Consider the following 18,728-nt stretch of genomic DNA (forward strand, 5'->3'; position numbering starts at 1 on the left):
TTGTTCGAAAAGTTAGAGAGCCGTATACGCACGCAACAACCAGAAATAGAATCGCGAGTACATTCAATAGCAATGAAATCTTGCCTGATCGTGATTTTATGTCCGGCAGACTAAGTGTGATACCGACGATGGCTGAACCAAAACCGAGCGACAGTGAGTAAAAAAAACCAGAAGCACATGAGAATAAACATGTAAACAGAGCAGTCGTTATTTTGCAGCTCAATCGGCAACCTCCCAGTAACGGCTATGAGCATGTGTCTTTTGTTACTTTTATTATGTTATATCTTTACAGTTGATACAATATGTATATTGGATAACATAATATAATTATAACAGAAAAAATATCAAAACAAGTGGACCCGCTGAAATTCTGTCAATTATATGGGACAGTAGGTAAAAGGATGCAATTTAAAATGAAACCACTTCTGTACCGGTCCTGTCGCACACGTTACCATCACCACGGACGGGATAAATTGCTGCATCTTCAATTCTGCCGGGTAACTCACTCTACAGTTGACAGCACAAAAACACCTCCAAGGCATTTCATATCTTACGACATGGTTGCATTTTCTTGAAGGTGTATTGACTGGTCTGACGTGATGGGGAAGTCCCAGTGGGACCAATTTGTCGAAGCTTACTACTTCACCAGCTGGCTGCGTGTGACACCAAGCTGGTTCGTTGCTTTCAAAGTCTTCCACACCTGCGTGCCGCTGATCTCGCCACGTAACGCCCGCTGGTACAATGAGATCACTTCGTGTACTTTATCTGCGGATTCCTCCAAAAATTCAATTCGGAAGGAAGAGACTCCAAGCTCCTGAAAATTACACAAATATTCTGCGCCCGATTGATCAATGGCGTTGTAAACCGTGTTGCGGCATCCTTCGTCCACCCGTACCGGATGCGACATGCCCACGCGATCCTGCAGCGACACACGGTGTTGTTCGCAAGGGCGTCCGCAGTTGGTGTAGTCGGTGCCTTCGCTCAGGAATGTGCAATACACACAGTGCTCCGTATGGAACATAGGCATATGCTGATGAATCACGACTTCCAATCGCGACGTGTCCGCCACTCTCAGCATGTCAACCATCTGTTGAATGTTCAGGTCATACGATGGCGTCACCTTGCTGAGCCCTGCAGCCAAGAACAGCTCGGCAGTCTTATGATTGGCAATATTTAGCGAAAAGTCACCGATCAATTCCAAATGGCGTTGTTCGGGATGTTCCAAACGCTGCTTCATATAATAGTAGACCGCGCCTGTGTTGCGTACCAACACCGCGTCAGGCTGCAGATTGGTAATGTTTTTAAAATACCCGGTTTCGCCAGGCATATGAATCCGTGGGGTAGCGAGCGCTATACGCTTGCCCGCTTGGCGAGCGGCGCTCACGGCAGCCGGAAATTGTTTAATAAACTCGAAATCCGCGTAGATCATATCTACATCCGTCTTGATGGCAGCCTGCACTTGGTCTAAATTGCGGCATAGGGCGGTCAATTGCGCTGCACGTGTTGAAGCAGCGCGGCTTGCGTCGATGCGTGCGGCGTCGAGTCGTGGGGAATCAGCGCGCGCCGTGTCGATGCTCGCTGTGTCGATTTGTGCGGCGGCAGGCGCTGTGTCGATGCTCGCTGTGTCGATTTGTGCGGCAGCAGGCGCTGTGTTGACGCGCGCTGTGTCGATTTGTGCGCCGATGCACGGTATGTCGCCTCCTGCAGTGTTCACCATCAAGTCCATGCCGCTGCGCTTCATGTACACTCGCGGCCGCTGCCGTTCAGCTTCCAGCTGCTCCACCGCACGGCGCCGCATGCTGTTGAGCTCGCGCATCGGAAGGATCAGCTCGCCGTTCAGTTGTACATCCAACTCGCCGAGTTCGAAAATTGTTCCGCCAAGCCGACCGAATTGCTCCTGGAACAGCGCCGTGTCCATAGGACGTTTCTCTGCCTGCACGAGCGGCAGCTCGGATTGAATCACTGCTGTGTGCCCTGTGAGCTCATCGGTCCACCAGCTCGTAAGCGGCTTGCCTAGCGTACCCGCGACGCGTACTGAGACAGGGAACGTGCGGTACGGCTTATCCGTTTGGTATGTTTGACGAAGGCGTTTGTCCAGCTGCGGATCATTCGTTTTCCAAACACGGTCACCCACGTGCAAACGACCAAGATCTACATCGTTGCGTCCCGGTACAATTTCTATTATCCCGCCCGCGGCTTCGCCTTCGAGCTTTACTCCTTTGCGGCGGATGTCATAGACGCGGCCGCCTTCTTCTTTTTTGGTCGGATCGCCTGCATCAAAAACAATGCCGTCACCCCGCTTTAGCGGAGCCTCAAGCTCACAAAGCACACCGCCACGCAAAATTTGTTTCACTCGGCCCAAATACACACCGCGGCTTTTCGGATAGGTACCGTCAACCAGCTTCTTATTGTTGGTTCCCTGGAGGAAGCCAAAAGTAAAACCGCGGGAGAAGCTTTGCTCCAGTTCACGCAACTCCTCCTTAGTTGGCTTAGCGGTACCTGCCTCGAAGTAGCGGTCGATCGCACGCCGATATTTGCTGACCACGTTGGCTACATACTCGGGGCTCTTTAGCCGACCTTCGATTTTGAATGAGGTCACCCCTGCTTCGATCAAATCAGGCACCAACTCCAACGCTGCGAGATCTTTGGGCGACAGCAGGTATGCGATATCACCCATCGGTTTTTGCACGCCATCAATCATCAGATCGTACGGCAGCCTGCACGCTTGAGCGCACTCTCCACGGTTAGCGGAGCGTCCTCCCCACATCTCCGACGTCAGGCACTGACCAGAATAAGAAACGCAGAGCGCCCCGTGAACAAAGACCTCCATCGGCAGCTTGGCTTGTTCACCGATCTGTTTGATCTGCCGCAGATTGTTTTCACGTCCTAACACGACACGTTCGATGTCGAAAGGCTTCGTAAACTCTACCGCCTCCGGCGAAGTAATCGTCATCTGGGTCGATCCGTGGATTGGAAAATCAGGTGAAATTTCAGTAATTAGCTGTACCAGGCCGAGGTCCTGCACGATCACTGCGTCAACCCCCGCATCGACACAGGCCTCTATCAACTTGCGGGCCTCCTCGATTTCGTCTTCAAACACCAAAATATTAAACGTCAGAAAACCCTTCACTCCATATAGATGGAGAAACGACATAATGTCTGACAGTTCGTCCGTATGAAAATTGTTGGCTCTTGCCCTTGCGTTAAATTTTTCGACACCAAAAAATACGGCATCCGCGCCATTAGCAACCGCCGCACGCAGGCAATCCCAATCTCCCGCCGGCGCCAACAGCTCTATGTCAGATCTTTTTATAACACTCATTCTTGTCTATTCCTCCATATACACTTTCGCATGCACCCGTCTAAGAGCCTAGCTCATTTGCAGGCGCTACTCTATTACCAATACACATCCTACCATTGCCATTTTACATACATATATACAGTATAACAGAGAAACGGCCAGTGTCCCATTCCACCGGTGTAATTTGGAGAAAAGGCGGTCACCCCAAAATGGATTAACCGATCTCACTGAGAAACGGCCGCCGCCAACCGTGCTTAACAAACAGCCGCTGACCGGGAAACGGGCGTCGGCCCAAAAACGACAAAAAAGACCATGCGCGGTATAGCGCAAGATCTTTTAAAAGATTCGAGGGACTGAATCACGGCACGAAAACGCGCTCATTCGTTGGAAATGATGTGAAAAAACTTCAGGCCATTTAACAAAAATCGCTAAGTTTGTACCGCTCTGTGTGTTTAATTTTTCCGCATTGCATTGATTCGACAACCGGGCGACAAAAGTTAACAACCGCCGGTATCCATGCTATAATGGCTTGTAGTCTACGAAGCTGTCTAGTAATAGAGGGATGTCATTGAAATTATCTAAAGCCCGCATTGCAGCAGGCCTTGCGGCCATCTTGCTGATTCTAGCATTTGCATTAGCTCTGTTCGACAAAGATTTGTCCGTACGCATGTTGTACATCACGAACGGCGATCGCTTTGACCCGGCGGCCTACGGCCATTTGCAGCAATCGTTAGTCGCCAACCTGGAGCTGGATAGGCAGCCCTTGGAGAAGCTCACAGCTGGTCAATTGGACTCTTACGATTCGATCTATCTGGACACCTCACTGCAGGGAACGTTCACAGACGAGCAGCGCGAACTGCTTCAGAACCACGTCGCTGAAGGCGGGCATTTGTTCCTGGAAAACAACCTGGCTGAAGATTTCCCGTTAGACTTCGTCGGCGCGCAGCAGCTGGTCGATGTGAATGTGCCAAATGTTCTGCTGCCCAGCAGTGACCAAACTTCTATTGCGGGTACTACGGCCTTCGCGTACCCAAGGGTTGGATTGCATCTGGAAACGATTCAGCACCTGTTCCGCCGGTTTACGGACAACTATCTACAGCAGGGCGGTCTGGCGGATCTTAAACACTATGCGTGGGGTAAGGGGCTTGTTGCTTCGACCGCAGAACCCGTTGTCCAGCTTAACGGCACAACGTTGTGTGCGCTGAACCGCTATGGTGAAGGCACTGTGTTCTTCGGTAGCGGTCTGCTGCCGAACCGCTTCCACGTGACCGGCTACGATCTAACCAGCGGCATGGACCCAGCACTGGGATTCGCAAAGCTGTCGGAGTCGGTGAACGCCGCGAAGGAGCCTAAAGCGGGTGCAATGTATTTTGACCGCGCACAGCTGCCGCTAGAGCCGTATTTCGATTTCAGTTATGCCGCAGGGAGCGCTTTGATGCGAAGCGAGTATGCTTCCTTCGTCTCCAAGGAAACACTGGGCTACACCGTTAAAAAGGTGCTTGGTCCGTATGGCCGGCCGGCCATGGCTCATCAGAATCATTTTGAAGCCATAGAAGCGATTCGCGATGGAGAAGGCATTCAATGGGCGGAACTGCTTAAAAAGTACAACCAGATCCCTTCTTTCACGCTCGTGCGCTCGGCGTTCAGCTGGGGGCGCTGGCAGGAATCGGTGGTCGTACATCTTAACACTGGCACCAACGAGCAGCCGGCGTTTGCCGGCGAAAGCGCCAATTCCTTTTACTCAAGCGGCACTCGGGTGATGAGTGAGGATAAGCCCATGCAGCTGGCTGTCAATCCGACCTACCACTCCTTGGGCGATCCGGTCAAGGAGCCATACCGCGCGTATCCGGCGCTGGCGGATTGGAACGCGGACGGACGGATGGATCTACTCGTCGGATCTGCTGACGGCAGCGTGTACGCTTACCCCAACGTGGGGGCGCAGCCTGAAGCTTATACCGGGCAAATTCTGCCCGGTGGTGTCGCCGCGCCCGATGCATTCGGTAAGCGAGAGCAGCTGCGGCTGAACAACGGCCAGCCGCTGCAAGCCGGTGCGCACGCCAGCACAGCGGCGCACGATCTCAACGCCGACGGCCGGCCGGACTTGATCCTCGGCCGGGCCGACGGCACGCTAGCCGCCGCCTATGCACAAGCCGGCGGCGTGTTCACCCCTCCCGCCCCGCTGCTTGCGGGCGGGCAGCCCTTGCGCGCCGGTGCCCCTGCGGCACCGGCTGTGGGCGACGTCACCGCCGATGGCGTGCCCGACCTCGTGGTCGGGGATGCGGCAGGCGGTGTGACGCTCTATCGCGGCCAGCCGGCGGCAGGCCGCGCGGGCGCCGCAGGCGCCGGCTCCGGCTCCGGCAGTGCCGGGGAGCCGCTCGCCTTTGAGGCGGGCAGCCTGCTGTTCAGGCTGCCTGTCCCGTTCGCCGCGCCGTCCGTGCGCGACGTGAACGGCGACAGCCGACCCGATCTCGTGGTCGGCAACGGGGAAGGCGACCTGCGCGTCTATACGCAGCAGGCCGACGGCGCTTGGCAGCCTTCCGGAGTACTGGAAGGCGCCACGACGAATCAAGTCGGTAATAAAGCGCTCGTCGGTGGCCACAACTCCGTACCGCTGTGGTTCGACTTGAACCATGACGGCAAAGACGATCTGATCGTCGGTCAATTGGAATTCGGAATGCCGATCCCAGTGGACGATCCGAAATTCCCATACGCCGAGCAGTTGAAGGCGTTTGTTGATTACAGCAAAACTAACTACTTGGAGTTGCTGCCGCATATTTACGTTCATAACTTTACGGGTGAACAGCAGGAAAAAGACGAGATAGCCTTACAGCAGCAATCGTTCGAACGCTTAGGCATACCGTGGAGTGCGCCGGGCACTAACCAGCACACTTGGAGGATCAACCATGTCGATCCTACGCAAACGTTACGGAGCGAGCGGGATGTAGGCATTTGGTTTAACTTTGGTTTCAGGCCGGCGCATACGCCGAACGAGCCACGCCTCGGGTTGGAGTATAATTGGGGTCTGCCGTTTCTTATGACGGACCCGGACACCGGACAGCCATCCAGTCCCCCTATGCTGCTCCATACGCCTGCACCGGTGCTGCGCAGCGATCCTGTCCATTCGACTAAGGATCTGTTTCAATCTTACGTAGATTTCGATCTGCCGATAGACTATTTCGAGCACGTAGAGTACCGTTTCCCCAACAGAGTCGGTGAACTGCTGGAGTTCGTAACCTATTTGGACGAGATCCGTAACCAACACAGCTATAATTTTATGAGTGAACCGCAGATGGCACGTTCCATCCTGAATACATTAACCACGGAAGTCGACGTATCGCGTTCGTGGATGGATGTGATACTCGACCGTGCTAAGCGTGCGATTGGAATGACCAGTGAGCCGTCAATTTATATCAACCCCTCGACCGCATCTGTTCCTGAGCAGGCGGCCGAATATAAAGGGACGCTCGGCGTGGTGGTCGAGCGCGGACAAGCGTATGCGGAGCGCAGCGTGATAACCGATGCGGATATTTCGGATTGGCGCAGCGGTAAGCTGTATTTGGGCGTTCCGAGTGCAACCGAGGTGCGTTTCACGCATGCGAACAGCACAGAGCATGCCGCGGTTTCCATAGTTGCCGCCCAAGCGGGCGCCAGCGCTGGTGCAGTCGGTGGTGGATCCGCCGAACCATCCACCGAGCACGTGCGCACACAACTGGACGCACGGCAGGGGGAGCCGCATCTACTGCGCTCCAACGTGCCATACAAGCTGCAGCGTCACAGCAGCAGCTGGACCATTGAGTTAAATTCCGCAGGTATGCAGCAGATTCAACTGTGGAGTGCTAAGTCGCTGAACATAGAGGGCGACCAGCTGAAAATTGATCGGCAGGAGAAAGAACAAACTTATACGATCACACACTTTGGCGCAGCGACAACGGTTACGATCCGTTTTTAATGCGCCAAAGGCGCGTCCTTGCGCAGCAGCTCGCTACATAGTCCGCGCTGGCAGGCTCTTACCGCTAGATACTTGCAGGTTCTAACACGTCAGCATACGATTGTGTGGACAATGCCAAGCAATGCCATGAACTTTTATCATCGCACAATACCAAGGAGGAACCGCCATGGAAGACCTGCTTCAACAACTGGAGGACCATATCCGCAACCGTTATGAGATTGAGCCGGATGATGACGAGTTTACTGTTGATGTTCATCTGTTCGATTATGGTTACATTGACTCTATCGGCGCCACAGCGTTGATCGCGCACATCGAAAAAACCTATGGCCTCCAGGTGACCAACCAGGACCTGATGCTGTACTCTATGAACACAGTGCGAGAGATCGCCGACTTCATTCACAAAAAGACTGCGAGGTAATCAGCTATGGAATGCGTCGTATCCCTTGAAGGACTGGCATCGAGCCAACACGGCCAGCTGAAATACGCCGCCGCCTTTATCGACGAGCACATCCGGGACATCCGGATTAACAACAACCACATCTACATTAAACACGAATCGGCCAAAAGCAATGAGGCTATCGAGACTCAAGTCCGACGTCTAATCGAACGTTTTTCCCATGGGGACTTCGGGTTTAAAGAAAACGTGCTGTTTGAGCATAGAGTTGATACACCGTACCAAGGCGATATCATACAGGAGCTGGTCGAGAAGAAAGTGATCAAGGTGCTGGAACCAGGCCTGTTCATTTTCCGCGAGCCGTTCTCCAGCCTCATGCGTTTTTTGGATTACTCGTTCATGAGCAAAATCGCCGGCCGCTTCAGTGATGTCAAGGAAGAGTCGTATCCAGCCGTCATTCATGCCGATACGCTCAATAAAACGAACCACTTCACTTCGTTCCCGGAACACATTCACTTCCTCACTCATTTGCGTGAGGATCTCGATATCATCGAGTCCTTCTCCCAAACGATCCGCGAAGCCGGCGGCTGGAAGCAGGAAGCCCCTTTGGATTTGAATGAAGCTATGCCGAAACCGAAGTTCACGATGAACCCTTCGACTTGCTACCACTGCTATGAGGGACTGCAAAACGAGACGCTGGAGGGCGACGGCATTATCGTGGCAGCAATCTCCAAATGCCATCGCTTCGAATCACGCAACCACAGCGATTTCGGCCGTCTGCTCGATTTCAGCATGCGGGAAATTATTTTTGTAGGAAAGCCTGACTTCGTTAAAGAGAACCGTCTGCGCTCCATTGAATACTTGAAGGAGTTAGCCGCCGAGTGGAACGTAGATAGCATGTTGGAAATTGCCAACGATCCGTTCTTTACGAACGATTTCCAAACAAAGGCATCGTTTCAGCGGAATCAGGAAATGAAGTACGAGCTGCGCCTGACCATCCCGCACATCAACAAGTCGATCGCCTGCAGCTCCGTCAACTTCCACAGCAATACGTTCGGCAATGCCTTCAACATTAAAATGGGCAAGCGCAATGCGGTAACCGGCTGCGTCGGTTTCGGTATCGAGCGTTGGGCCTTTGCGTTCCTCGCGCAATACGGTCTCGATGAGGCACAGTGGCCGGCGGCATTCCGTGAGCAGTACCATGCTTGGCAGCAAAAATCGCTCTAATCGCGTAGTTTGTCACTCAACCGAATGCTAACACTCTAATAGAAAAAAGATGTGGGTTCCTTTATGAAATTGATTTCTTTTTTTCGCAAGAACAGCTTTGTGCTGCTGCTGCTGGCCGTGTTTGTCGTAGCGGATGCTCTCATTGCTATATGGGATCCCTTGGTCACGTCAAGGCGGTTTTACAAAAATGATTTTACAAAAACGCTGTATCATCACCAGTGGCAGGACCGGGGCTCCGCGTTTTACGGCAACTCGGCTGTGACCGGCGCCTTTATTGAGCAGGAGTCACGTTCGGGGCTTGTGGAGATGGGCCTGTCATTGGGCAAGCTGACCGATCTGAAGGCCATTATGGAGCAGGAACTGTATCACTTTGAAGGGCCGCTCGTCATTGGCATCGATGTGCATACGATGATCGACAGTCTAGAAACCGATAATACATATCAGTGGCTTAAGCCCTGGTATCAGCCTTATGTTTACGCCTACCGGGATTATTTCCGTGATACAGGGACAGAGGTGGCCTGCCAGCTCACACAAGGGCTGCTAAAGCTGGATGCCTCCCGTTTCGAAGCCTGTGCTAAATTCCCGGAGACTCTCAAACTGAGCTCGACCGATCCTTTCGCTTACCAACCACGTTGGATCGACAAAGAGCTGTACTTCGGCCAAAAATCCGATCAGGAATTGCGTAAAAAATGGCATGATTACGACCAACGCTTCGGCTGGATGTCGCAGCATGACTCCAAGGAGAACCTTGAGGCGCTCGATTGGATCCTACGCTACGCCAAAGAGCACCAGCTCCCCCTGCGCGTCGTATGGATGCCTTGGAACACCAGGTATGCTCTGCCCGATTACATGCCCGGATTGCAGGAAGACGTAAACCGCCGTCTGGCTGCGTATAACGTGCCGGTGCTTGACCTGCTGCAAAGATATGAGTCCAAGTACTTTCACGATCTCGTGCATTTGAGCCGCCATGAAGGCGCTCCGGTGTTTACAAAGGAGGTTGACGCATGGCTCCTGTCACTAGAAAAGCCATCGAGGTGATCGTCTATGCGGCGATGCTTATCTTGGTCCTGATTTATTTTACAGGCGAGGGACTATTTATTTATGAAGGGTTTTAGGGGCGGCCTCCGTACGTGAAAGCCCCGATCTTTTTTCACTAAGGAGTAAACTATGTGGTATTTGAACATGAACGCGGTTGTTGCGATGGCCGGTATGGCCCTGGTGTTAGCGCTCACCCGCTGGTGGCCGAGCAACAAGCGCATTCTGCTGCTCGCGTTCAACCTCTGCTTTCTGCTGCTGTTCAGTGAGCGGCTTTTTGTTTTTTATCTGGTCTACTCGCTTTTGAATTATGCCGCTTTCCTCTTCCTGTGCCGTGTGAGCTCCTGGCGGAAAGGCTGGTTCATTGCTCTCATTGTTCTGAACGTGGCCGGGGTGTGCAGTTTGCGGTTTTTCGAGATGGGCTTGTTCGAAAATCCGCTGTTTCACGCCATCCTGTTGTTAGGGCTGGTATACAACGTGCTCAAGGTCATTGACGCTTTGTATTTTGCTTACTTCTTCGGCAAGGACGCACGTGCGCCTCTGCTCGACTACGTGAATTATATTTTATTTATACCGACATTTACTTCCGGCCCCATTCTGAGATTTCGCAATTTCATGGCCGATACCAAGGAGCCGTATAAATTAACTGCCGGACAGGCCGAGGACAGCGTGAAACGGATTATCCTCGGTATGTTCAAGAAAATCGTCGTAGTCTTCTGGATGACCGCGGTGTTCGATCACATGAAGGACGGGGACCTCCACACCTTCGAATCGGTGTTTTTGATGATGTGGTTCTACGCGCTTATTTTCTTTGATTTCTCAGGGTACTCTGATATTGCGATCGGCTTCGGCCGGTTAATGGGATACAACATTCCCGAGAACTTCAAAAAACCGTTCCAGTCCCCCACACTCACTCAATTTTGGCGCAATTGGCATGCAACGCTGGGTGATTGGTTCCGGGATCATATCTTTATGTTCTTCTCACGCAAAGCTCCCAGCAAGGTGACTGCTGCAGGCTTGTCGATATTGATTATGGTGTTGATCGGGCTCTGGCATGGCTTCACTTGGCTTTACTTCTTGTACGGTCTGTACCACGGCATCGTCATGGCACTGGAAAACCTGCTGGGCAAATCCACCGTGAACAAGAAGAAGGTCTCCCGTGCCTACTTCTTTGCGCGATGTGCGCTCACCCAATTGATTGTGACCTTTTCGGTCATTGTGTACAGCGGAAAAGAAGAAACAGTGTTCAAAATTTACCGTGGTTTGTTCAACTGGCCATGGTAACGCCAAACTGCGAGAGGAGGTATGTGGCTGCTGCGAGCAAACACTACCTCCTCTTTTTTGCCGTCTGTTATAGTTTTGTAACTCGTCAGCTGCATGCCTGTGTTCTGGCTGCTAGTTAACCACTGAATTTCAATACAGCGCCAAATAGGTCTTTGTTGCTTCTGTGTCGTTCGTTTTAGCATACAGATACGCTTCGGTGCCGATGACTTCAATGTGATCCAATGCTTCCAAATCGAACGTCCCGTTTTGCTGGTCGGCCCCTTTTTTTATATGTAGAGCTTGAATAAGCTGAGGAATCATTTTATGGTCGCTCGATAAAAATGTCACCGGTATTTCCTTATTGTCAAATCGGATCTTCATGCCGATTCCCCCGTCTCCACAGATTTTCTGTTATCGATCTTACCTGAGGTATGCGCAGCAGAGAACATCAAATCCGATCTTTCGGCTGAATGGGCCTGTATCGTAGAACAATGCATGATGCTGTTATTTGTGGTGATATGAATTTCTCCGACGTAACGATACACTTGATTATGATCCTTTTCATGCACGTGCACTTTACCCGACCGGGTATCGATGTTCAGTGAAATCTGGTTTGACAACTCGACCAGGCAGGAGGACTTTTTAAAAGTATTAGGGAAACGAAGCCACTGGCCTAGAGCCGTTTCGACGATTTGGGTATCTTTGTTGCACATGTTGTTCGCCTCTTCTCAAAAAAGTTTTTGAACCTGCAACGCGGTTAGCCCTCTCGCGCTTATAATTTTAGGTTAAAGGTTCCTCCTTTCCGTTGAATTGGCATTCCGTATCTATTGTAGAGCATCCGGTCTGCAAATAAATGGGAATAGTGTCGAGACATATGTCGAACTCCACTTTTTTACAGTTAACGCTCGTCCATTTTGCGATACCGCTTGAATTGCAGCTTTGAGTTATTTATAAACAATGCTATAATTTTGATTGAAATCGCGTACACGCGTACATTTCAACCTTTATTCGGAGGTGTCACTCATGAAGTTAGGTGTATTTTCCGTTTTATTTTCTCAGAAATCATTTGACGAGTCACTGGACTACATCGCATCGAAGGGACTGCAGGCGATCGAAATCGGAACAGGCGGCTACCCGGGTAACGCCCATTGCAATCCGGATGTCCTCTTAGCAGACGACAGCAAATTGAAAGCGTTCAAACAGGCGGTTGAGTCACGGGGCCTTACCATTAGCGCATTGAGCTGCCACGGTAACCCGCTGCATCCACAGAAACCGATTGCGCAAGAGCATCACGATGCTATTCTTAAAACAGTAGATTTGGCCCAGAAGCTGGAAGTCCCTGTGGTAAATACATTCTCCGGCTGTCCTGGCGACCACGAAGGTGCAAAATATCCGAACTGGCCGGTTGCGCCATGGCCGCCCGATTACCAAGAAATTCTCGATTGGCAGTGGAGCAACAAAGTCATTCCATACTGGACTGAAACCGGGAAATACGCTTCCGATCGAGGCGTGAAAATCGGCTTGGAGCTGCACGGCGGATTCTCCGTACATACCCCTGCAACGCTGCTCCGCCTACGCGAAGCTGCGGGCGAAGTGATTGGAGCTAACCTGGATCCGAGCCATATGTGGTGGCAGGGCATCGACCCCGTGCAAGCGGTTCAGATTCTTGGCCGCGCCGGTGCGATCCATCACTTCCATGCGAAAGACACAACAATTGATCCAGTCAACGTCAATAAACACGGCGTAACGGATATGCAGTCTTACACTCAAATGCTGGACCGCGCGTGGCAGTTCCGTACCGTTGGCTTCGGACACGATCTCAAAACTTGGGCGGATATTATCAGCGCGCTGCGTTTGGTCGGTTATGACTATGTGGTGAGCATTGAGCACGAGGACGGATTGATGTCGGTTGATGAGGGGTTCACCAAAGCTGTGGAAAATCTGCAGCAGGTGATGATCAAGGAGCCGGTAGGCGAGATGTGGTGGGTATAGCACTCCCTTTTGAAAGTGCCAATATAGAAACGAAAAGCCCTCGGACCTTCGCGGCCGTGGGCTTCTTTTGCAGTCTACCTAATTATACCGGCTGCGAACAGTGATCCGGTCTTGGGTTACAGTTTTCCCATCCAACCAAGCACCATAACTACGTCCATTACCAAAAACACGATCAAACTCACCGCACTGAAACCGATCGCAAAAAGGTTTTTGTTAGGAGCCTTTGCAAGCCTCACGACACCGATTGCAATAATAATTGTGAATAAAATAATGAATGGGTCAAATCCGGAAAATATGGTCGTTGGTTGTGCTGCCGCTTCAGCCAAATACATCGAGAGACCTCCTTCAATATACAAAAATTCCTAATGTTATCTTAGCCTGACTTATTGTCAACTGCAAGCAATTTATCCAAGTGTAACAAGTTTGTCAACTTTTTCCGTGGGCGTGTCAGTGACAACAGGGCGTTCCGATATGCCAATAATATAATGATTAACCGCTTTATGTATAACAAATCGTTATAGTTGCCGGAACCGGATTTCGTTTACGTAACCTGTTAAAAGTGGTAGTATTAGAGTAGTTATCATACTAATTTTATCGGAATTAAGCTTTAAAGGAGGAGCAGACTACTATGGCATATGAAGCTGTTTGGGCAGCAGACCCGTCCAAGCTGAGTAAAGTCGAGCTGGAAAAGCTTGAGAAAGACGGGCTTGACGTAATCCGTACAATCATTGAAAAATACGCTCACGAAGGTTATGACTCCATTACGGAAGACGACATGAACCGATTTAAGTGGGCGGGCGTATATCAGCAAAAGCCCAAAGACGGCCATTTTATGATGCGTGTGCGTATCAATTCCGGGATTATGACTAGCGATCAAGCGCGCGCGCTAGCTGATATCGCTAAGCTGTACGGCCGTGATCTCGTGGACGTAACCACACGTCAAGCCATTCAATTCCACTGGCTGAGAATTGAAAATATGCCAGACATCTTCAAGAGATTGGAAGCTGCGGGCTTGTATTCTTACGAAGCATGCGGTGACTGCCCACGGACCGTTGTCGGTAACCCATTGGCAGGTATCGATAAACAGGAACTGATGGATACCACCGCTCTTGTAAACCAGGTGAACGATTTCTTCCTGTTGAACAGGGATTTCTCGAACCTGCCGCGGAAATATAAAATGTCTATATCTTCCAATATCTATAATTCCGGGCATGCCGAAATCCAGTGCTTGGCGTTCACACCAGCTACGAAGGAGATCAACGGTGAAGAAGTGATCGGTTTCCACGTGTGGGTCGGCGGAGGACTGTCTGCGAAGCCTCATTTGGCGAAACCACTCGACATGTTCGTTAGACCGGAAGAGGTACTTAAGGTTGCCACTGGCGTCACAACCATTTTCCGTGACTATGGCTACCGGCAAAAGCGGCACCATGCCCGCCTGAAGTTCCTGGTTGCCGATTGGGGTCCGGAGAAGTTCAGAGATAAGCTCGTTGAACTGATCGGTGAGATGCCGTCGCGTGGTAACGATAAGACTGTGGGCTGGAAAGCTGCATATTTTGATGGCGTACATCCACAAAAGCAGGAAGGTTTGAACTACATCGGACTTAGCGTGCCGGTTGGCCGTCTGAACGCCGACGAGCTGATTGAACTGGCACGGGTCTCCGACACGTATGGCGACAAAACAATCCGTACGACAGTATCGCAGAACATCATTATTTCCGGCGTGCCTGATGCGAAAGTTGAAGCCGCTTTGCAGGAGCCGGTGTTCGAGCGTCTGACACCTAATCCGAAGCACTTCATGAGCCGTACGGTTTCCTGTACCGGTAACGAGTTCTGCAACCTGGCTGTGGTTGAAACCAAGGAAAGAGCCACACGCGTGGCCGAGTATCTGGATGCCAACGTAGAACTGGACGAAGAGATTCGTATCCACTTCATCGGATGCCCTAACTCCTGCGGTCAAAAGCACGTTGCCGACATCGGTCTGCAGGGCGCACTGGTGAAGACACCTGAAGGCATGGTTGACGCATTTGATATCGCCGTCGGCGGTATTCTCGGACCTGGTGCTCAGTTCAACCAAGCCCTCAAAGGCCGCGTCAAAGGCGATGATGTAGGTCATGTGCTAGCTGAACTTATCCGATTCTACAAGCAAAATCGCAGTGTCGAAGAAACGTTCCATCAGTTTGTTAACCGTGTGGGCGTAGCTGCATTCCAAGAAAAGCTTACTTCCATCTTGACTCCAGTCGCTTCTTAACAAAGCGCGCAACCATACAAGCACTGTGCAGGCTCGGTTCCCGGATGTGGGTTCCGAGCCTGTGTTTTTGTGCTGGCAGAGCACGATTGTTATCCGATGAGATCTGCAGCCGGGGGTGGGAAGTCACACGCCACACGTGCTTATGTGCGAAGTTAGCCGCCGGACGCTCCTGGATGTAAAAAAACAGCATGGCTCTCCTCAATTTGAGTAGGCCATGCTGTTTTGCTGTCTCGTTCCATCTCATGTAATTTTTTGTTGCTTCTCAGTCTTGGTTTCGTTGAGTTCTATCTCACTTAGACCACATGCTGCTACGAAAGCAGTTACTTCTGGTAGTAGTGGTTCTGCCAGTTTGTCTGCCTTGCGCAGCTACGATACCGCAGAGTCCTCAATCTGTTTGACACGCTCAGCATAGTCTTCCGAACGCGCTTTGTCTCTTTCCAAAATCGGTTTGAGGTACTTGCCAGTGTATGATTCTTGTACTTTGATCACCTGCTCCGGCGTGCCAGTGGCAACAATAGTGCCTCCCTTGCTTCCGCCCTCCGGTCCAAGGTCAATCATATAATCGGCCGTCTTAATGACATCCAGATTATGCTCGATCACGAGCACGGTATCTCCGTTCTCCACCAGCCGATGCAACACTTTCAACAGGCGGTCGATATCATGGATGTGCAGACCTGTTGTAGGTTCGTCGAGGATGTAGATGGTCTTACCGGTACTCCTTCGGTACAGCTCAGCGGCCAGCTTCACACGTTGAGCTTCCCCGCCTGACAGCGTTGTCGCCGGCTGTCCCAAGTCCATGTAGCCCAACCCTACATCTAACAATGTGTGCAATTTACGGTGAATGCGTGGGACATTTTTGAAAAATTCACATGCATCCTCTATCGTCATACTGAGCACGTCAGCAATATTCTTTCCCTTGTACTGGACCTCCAACGTCTCCCGGTTGTACCGTTTACCCTTGCACACTTCACAAGGCACGTACACATCGGGCAGAAAGTGCATCTCGATCTTGATGATACCGTCACCGCGGCAGGCCTCACAGCGTCCGCCCTTGACGTTAAAGCTGAACCGGCCTTTTTTGTATCCGCGGACTTTGGCTTCATTCGTAGCGGAAAACAGATCTCTGATGTCATCGAACACACCGGTATAGGTTGCCGGATTCGAGCGAGGTGTTCGTCCAATCGGAGATTGGTCAATATCGATGACCTTGTCAATATGCTCTAAGCCCATAAACTCGCGATGCTCGCCTGGGCGTACCTTGCCGCCGTTAATCTCTTTAGCCAATGTTTTGTACAAAATTTCATTGACCAAGGTGCTTTTACCGGAGCCTGACACGCCTGTCACACACGTAAACACTCCTAAAGGAATTTTTATATTTACGTTGCGCAGATTATTTTCCTTCGCGCCTTTGATCTCAAGCCATTTGCCGTTCGGCTTACGGCGGTCGGAAGCCACAGGAATGAACTTCTTACCGCTTAGATACTGCCCTGTCAAAGACTGCGGATCTTCCATAACTTCCTTCGGAGTACCTTGAGAGACAACCTTCCCGCCGTGGATACCGGCTCCCGGGCCAATATCTATGATATAATCGGCGGCAAGCATCGTGTCTTCATCGTGCTCCACCACGATTAACGTATTGCCCAGGTCGCGCATGTGCTCCAGTGTCTTGATCAATCGATCGTTGTCCCGCTGGTGCAAGCCGATACTTGGCTCATCCAGGATGTACAGCACGCCCATCAAGCTGGAACCAATCTGCGTTGCCAAACGGATCCTTTGCGCCTCACCACCAGACAAGGTGCCCGCAGCACGATGCATCGTCAGGTAATCCAAACCAACATTAACCAAAAACCCTAGCCGCGCTTTGATTTCTTTCAATATCAAATGTGCGATCTGCGTTTCCCTCTCGGTTAACGCCAATTCATCGAACCATTGCTGCGAATCGCCGATCGAAAGGGACGTTACGTGCGCAATGTTCTTGCCGCCAACGGTTACTGCTAACGACTCCGGCTTCAAACGCTGGCCTTTGCACTTGCTGCAAGGCTTGGCGCTCATGTATGATTCAATGTGTTCTCGAATGCCTTCGGAAAACGTATCACGATAGCGGCGTTCCAAATTGTTTATGATCCCTTCGAATGGGACAAAAGCTTCTTTTTTCATCCCCATGTCGTTGACGTAGCGGAATCGAACCTTTTCTCCGCCGGTGCCATACAGCAGCTTTTTCATTTGCTCCGGAGGCAGCTCGCCGACCGGCTTGTCCTGCGGGATGCCATAGTGCTCACACACTGCCGCGAGAAACTGGGGGTAATAATTCGACGTACTGCCCGCCCAGGCTTCGAAAGCACCCTCTTCGATAGACAACTTCGGATTAGGTACAAGCAGGTCCGGATCGACGATCATCTTGCTGCCCAAACCATCACACTCAGGGCACGCGCCAAAAGGACTGTTGAATGAGAACATTCTCGGTGCGAGCTCCTCGATGCTAAAGCCGCACTCTGGACAAGCCAGATTCTGACTGAATAGGAGTTCTTCCTTTTCCAATACATCGACGATAACCCGCCCGTTGGCCAACTTCAGCGCGGTTTCCAACGAATCTGCCAGCCGGGTCTGCACATCGTCTTTGACGACAATACGGTCCACCACTACTTCGATGGTATGTTTCTTATTTTTGTCCAGCTCGACCCGGTCTGCAATGTCCATCGTTTCACCATTGACGCGAATGCGGACAAATCCCTGTTTCTGGATATCTTCGAGCATCTTGGTGTGCTCGCCTTTACGTCCCGACACGATTGGCGCCAAAATCTGCAGACGAGTTCTCTGCGGATATTCCATAATTCGATCGACCATCTGCTCGACGGTCTGGGAAGTGATCTCAATGTTGTGCTGCGGACAATGAGGCCGTCCAATACGGGCGAAGAGCAGACGCAGGTAATCGTATATTTCCGTCACTGTACCTACGGTAGACCGTGGATTGCGGCTCGTTGTCTTCTGATCAATGGAAATCGCCGGCGACAAACCTTCGATAGAATCGACATCCGGTTTGTCCATTTGTCCTAAAAATTGACGAGCGTAGGCAGATAACGACTCTACGTACCTGCGTTGTCCTTCAGCGTAGATAGTGTCGAATGCAAGCGAAGACTTACCGGATCCGCTGAGTCCCGTAAGCACAACGAAACGATCCCTTGGAATCGTTACGTCGATATTTTTTAGATTGTGTGCCCTCGCGCCTTTGATGACGATATTGTCTCTAGCCACGTACCAACCACCATCCTTTATATTTCAACGGAAGCGCGAAAGCAGGTCAACGTGCAATATTCCAAAC

Annotated in this window: 12 protein-coding genes; 7 read left to right on the forward strand and 5 right to left on the reverse strand. The window is 51.4% G+C overall.

Translation table 11 applies throughout. From position 1 onward, the window contains the following. Positions 1-637 precede the first annotated feature (637 nt). Positions 638-3,322, reverse strand: a complete 2,685-nt coding sequence (locus CBW46_RS19380; RefSeq protein ID WP_089201613.1) for a U32 family peptidase — start codon at positions 3,320-3,322, stop codon at positions 638-640. A 541-nt stretch (positions 3,323-3,863) separates the two neighbouring features. On the opposite strand from CBW46_RS19380, the gene CBW46_RS19385 reads away from it, so the two are divergent. The 5 genes from CBW46_RS19385 (at position 3,864) to CBW46_RS19405 (ending at position 11,190) form a co-directional block, all read left to right on the forward strand. Then, complete coding sequence (locus CBW46_RS19385; RefSeq protein ID WP_089201614.1) at positions 3,864-7,250, forward strand: FG-GAP repeat domain-containing protein; 3,387 nt, start codon at positions 3,864-3,866, stop codon at positions 7,248-7,250. Between the two features lie 166 nt (positions 7,251-7,416). Next, complete coding sequence (locus CBW46_RS19390; RefSeq protein ID WP_089201615.1) at positions 7,417-7,668, forward strand: acyl carrier protein; 252 nt, start codon at positions 7,417-7,419, stop codon at positions 7,666-7,668. Positions 7,669-7,674: 6 nt separating this feature from the next. Continuing rightward, complete coding sequence (locus CBW46_RS19395; RefSeq protein WP_089201616.1) at positions 7,675-8,871, forward strand: class-II aminoacyl-tRNA synthetase family protein; 1,197 nt, start codon at positions 7,675-7,677, stop codon at positions 8,869-8,871. A gap of 69 nt (positions 8,872-8,940) precedes the next feature. Beyond that, the gene (locus CBW46_RS19400; RefSeq protein WP_089201649.1) at positions 8,941-9,909 is read left to right on the forward strand and encodes a hypothetical protein; all 969 of its coding nucleotides are present in this window, start codon (positions 8,941-8,943) and stop codon (positions 9,907-9,909) included. A 129-nt stretch (positions 9,910-10,038) separates the two neighbouring features. After that, entirely contained in the window at positions 10,039-11,190 is a 1,152-nt protein-coding gene (locus CBW46_RS19405) for an MBOAT family O-acyltransferase (protein ID WP_089201617.1), read from the forward strand. Positions 11,191-11,319: 129 nt separating this feature from the next. Here the strand turns inward: CBW46_RS19405 and CBW46_RS19410 are convergent, their stop codons facing one another. After that, the gene (locus CBW46_RS19410) at positions 11,320-11,550 is read right to left on the reverse strand and encodes a hypothetical protein (RefSeq protein WP_089201618.1); all 231 of its coding nucleotides are present in this window, start codon (positions 11,548-11,550) and stop codon (positions 11,320-11,322) included. Continuing rightward, positions 11,547-11,882, reverse strand: a complete 336-nt coding sequence (locus CBW46_RS19415) for a hypothetical protein (RefSeq protein ID WP_207802337.1) — start codon at positions 11,880-11,882, stop codon at positions 11,547-11,549. The genes CBW46_RS19410 and CBW46_RS19415 overlap by 4 nt, the downstream gene beginning before the upstream one ends. A 310-nt stretch (positions 11,883-12,192) precedes the next feature. Between CBW46_RS19415 and CBW46_RS19420 the strand changes: the two genes are divergently transcribed. Then, positions 12,193-13,161, forward strand: coding sequence for a sugar phosphate isomerase/epimerase family protein (locus tag CBW46_RS19420; RefSeq protein ID WP_089201619.1), 969 nt, complete (start codon positions 12,193-12,195; stop codon positions 13,159-13,161). A 116-nt stretch (positions 13,162-13,277) separates the two neighbouring features. On the opposite strand, the gene CBW46_RS19425 is transcribed toward CBW46_RS19420, so the two are convergent. After that, complete coding sequence (locus CBW46_RS19425; RefSeq protein ID WP_089201620.1) at positions 13,278-13,493, reverse strand: DUF2759 family protein; 216 nt, start codon at positions 13,491-13,493, stop codon at positions 13,278-13,280. Between the two features lie 296 nt (positions 13,494-13,789). On the opposite strand from CBW46_RS19425, the gene CBW46_RS19430 reads away from it, so the two are divergent. Beyond that, complete coding sequence (locus CBW46_RS19430) at positions 13,790-15,409, forward strand: nitrite/sulfite reductase (protein WP_089201621.1); 1,620 nt, start codon at positions 13,790-13,792, stop codon at positions 15,407-15,409. A gap of 366 nt (positions 15,410-15,775) precedes the next feature. Here CBW46_RS19430 and uvrA read toward each other — a convergent pair whose 3' ends face one another. Beyond that, the gene (uvrA, locus tag CBW46_RS19435) at positions 15,776-18,661 is read right to left on the reverse strand and encodes an excinuclease ABC subunit UvrA (RefSeq protein ID WP_089201622.1); all 2,886 of its coding nucleotides are present in this window, start codon (positions 18,659-18,661) and stop codon (positions 15,776-15,778) included. Positions 18,662-18,728: the final 67 nt, after the last annotated feature.

This window comes from Paenibacillus xerothermodurans, assembly GCF_002220865.2.
Lineage (GTDB): Bacteria > Bacillota > Bacilli > Paenibacillales > NBRC-103111 > Paenibacillus_S > Paenibacillus_S xerothermodurans.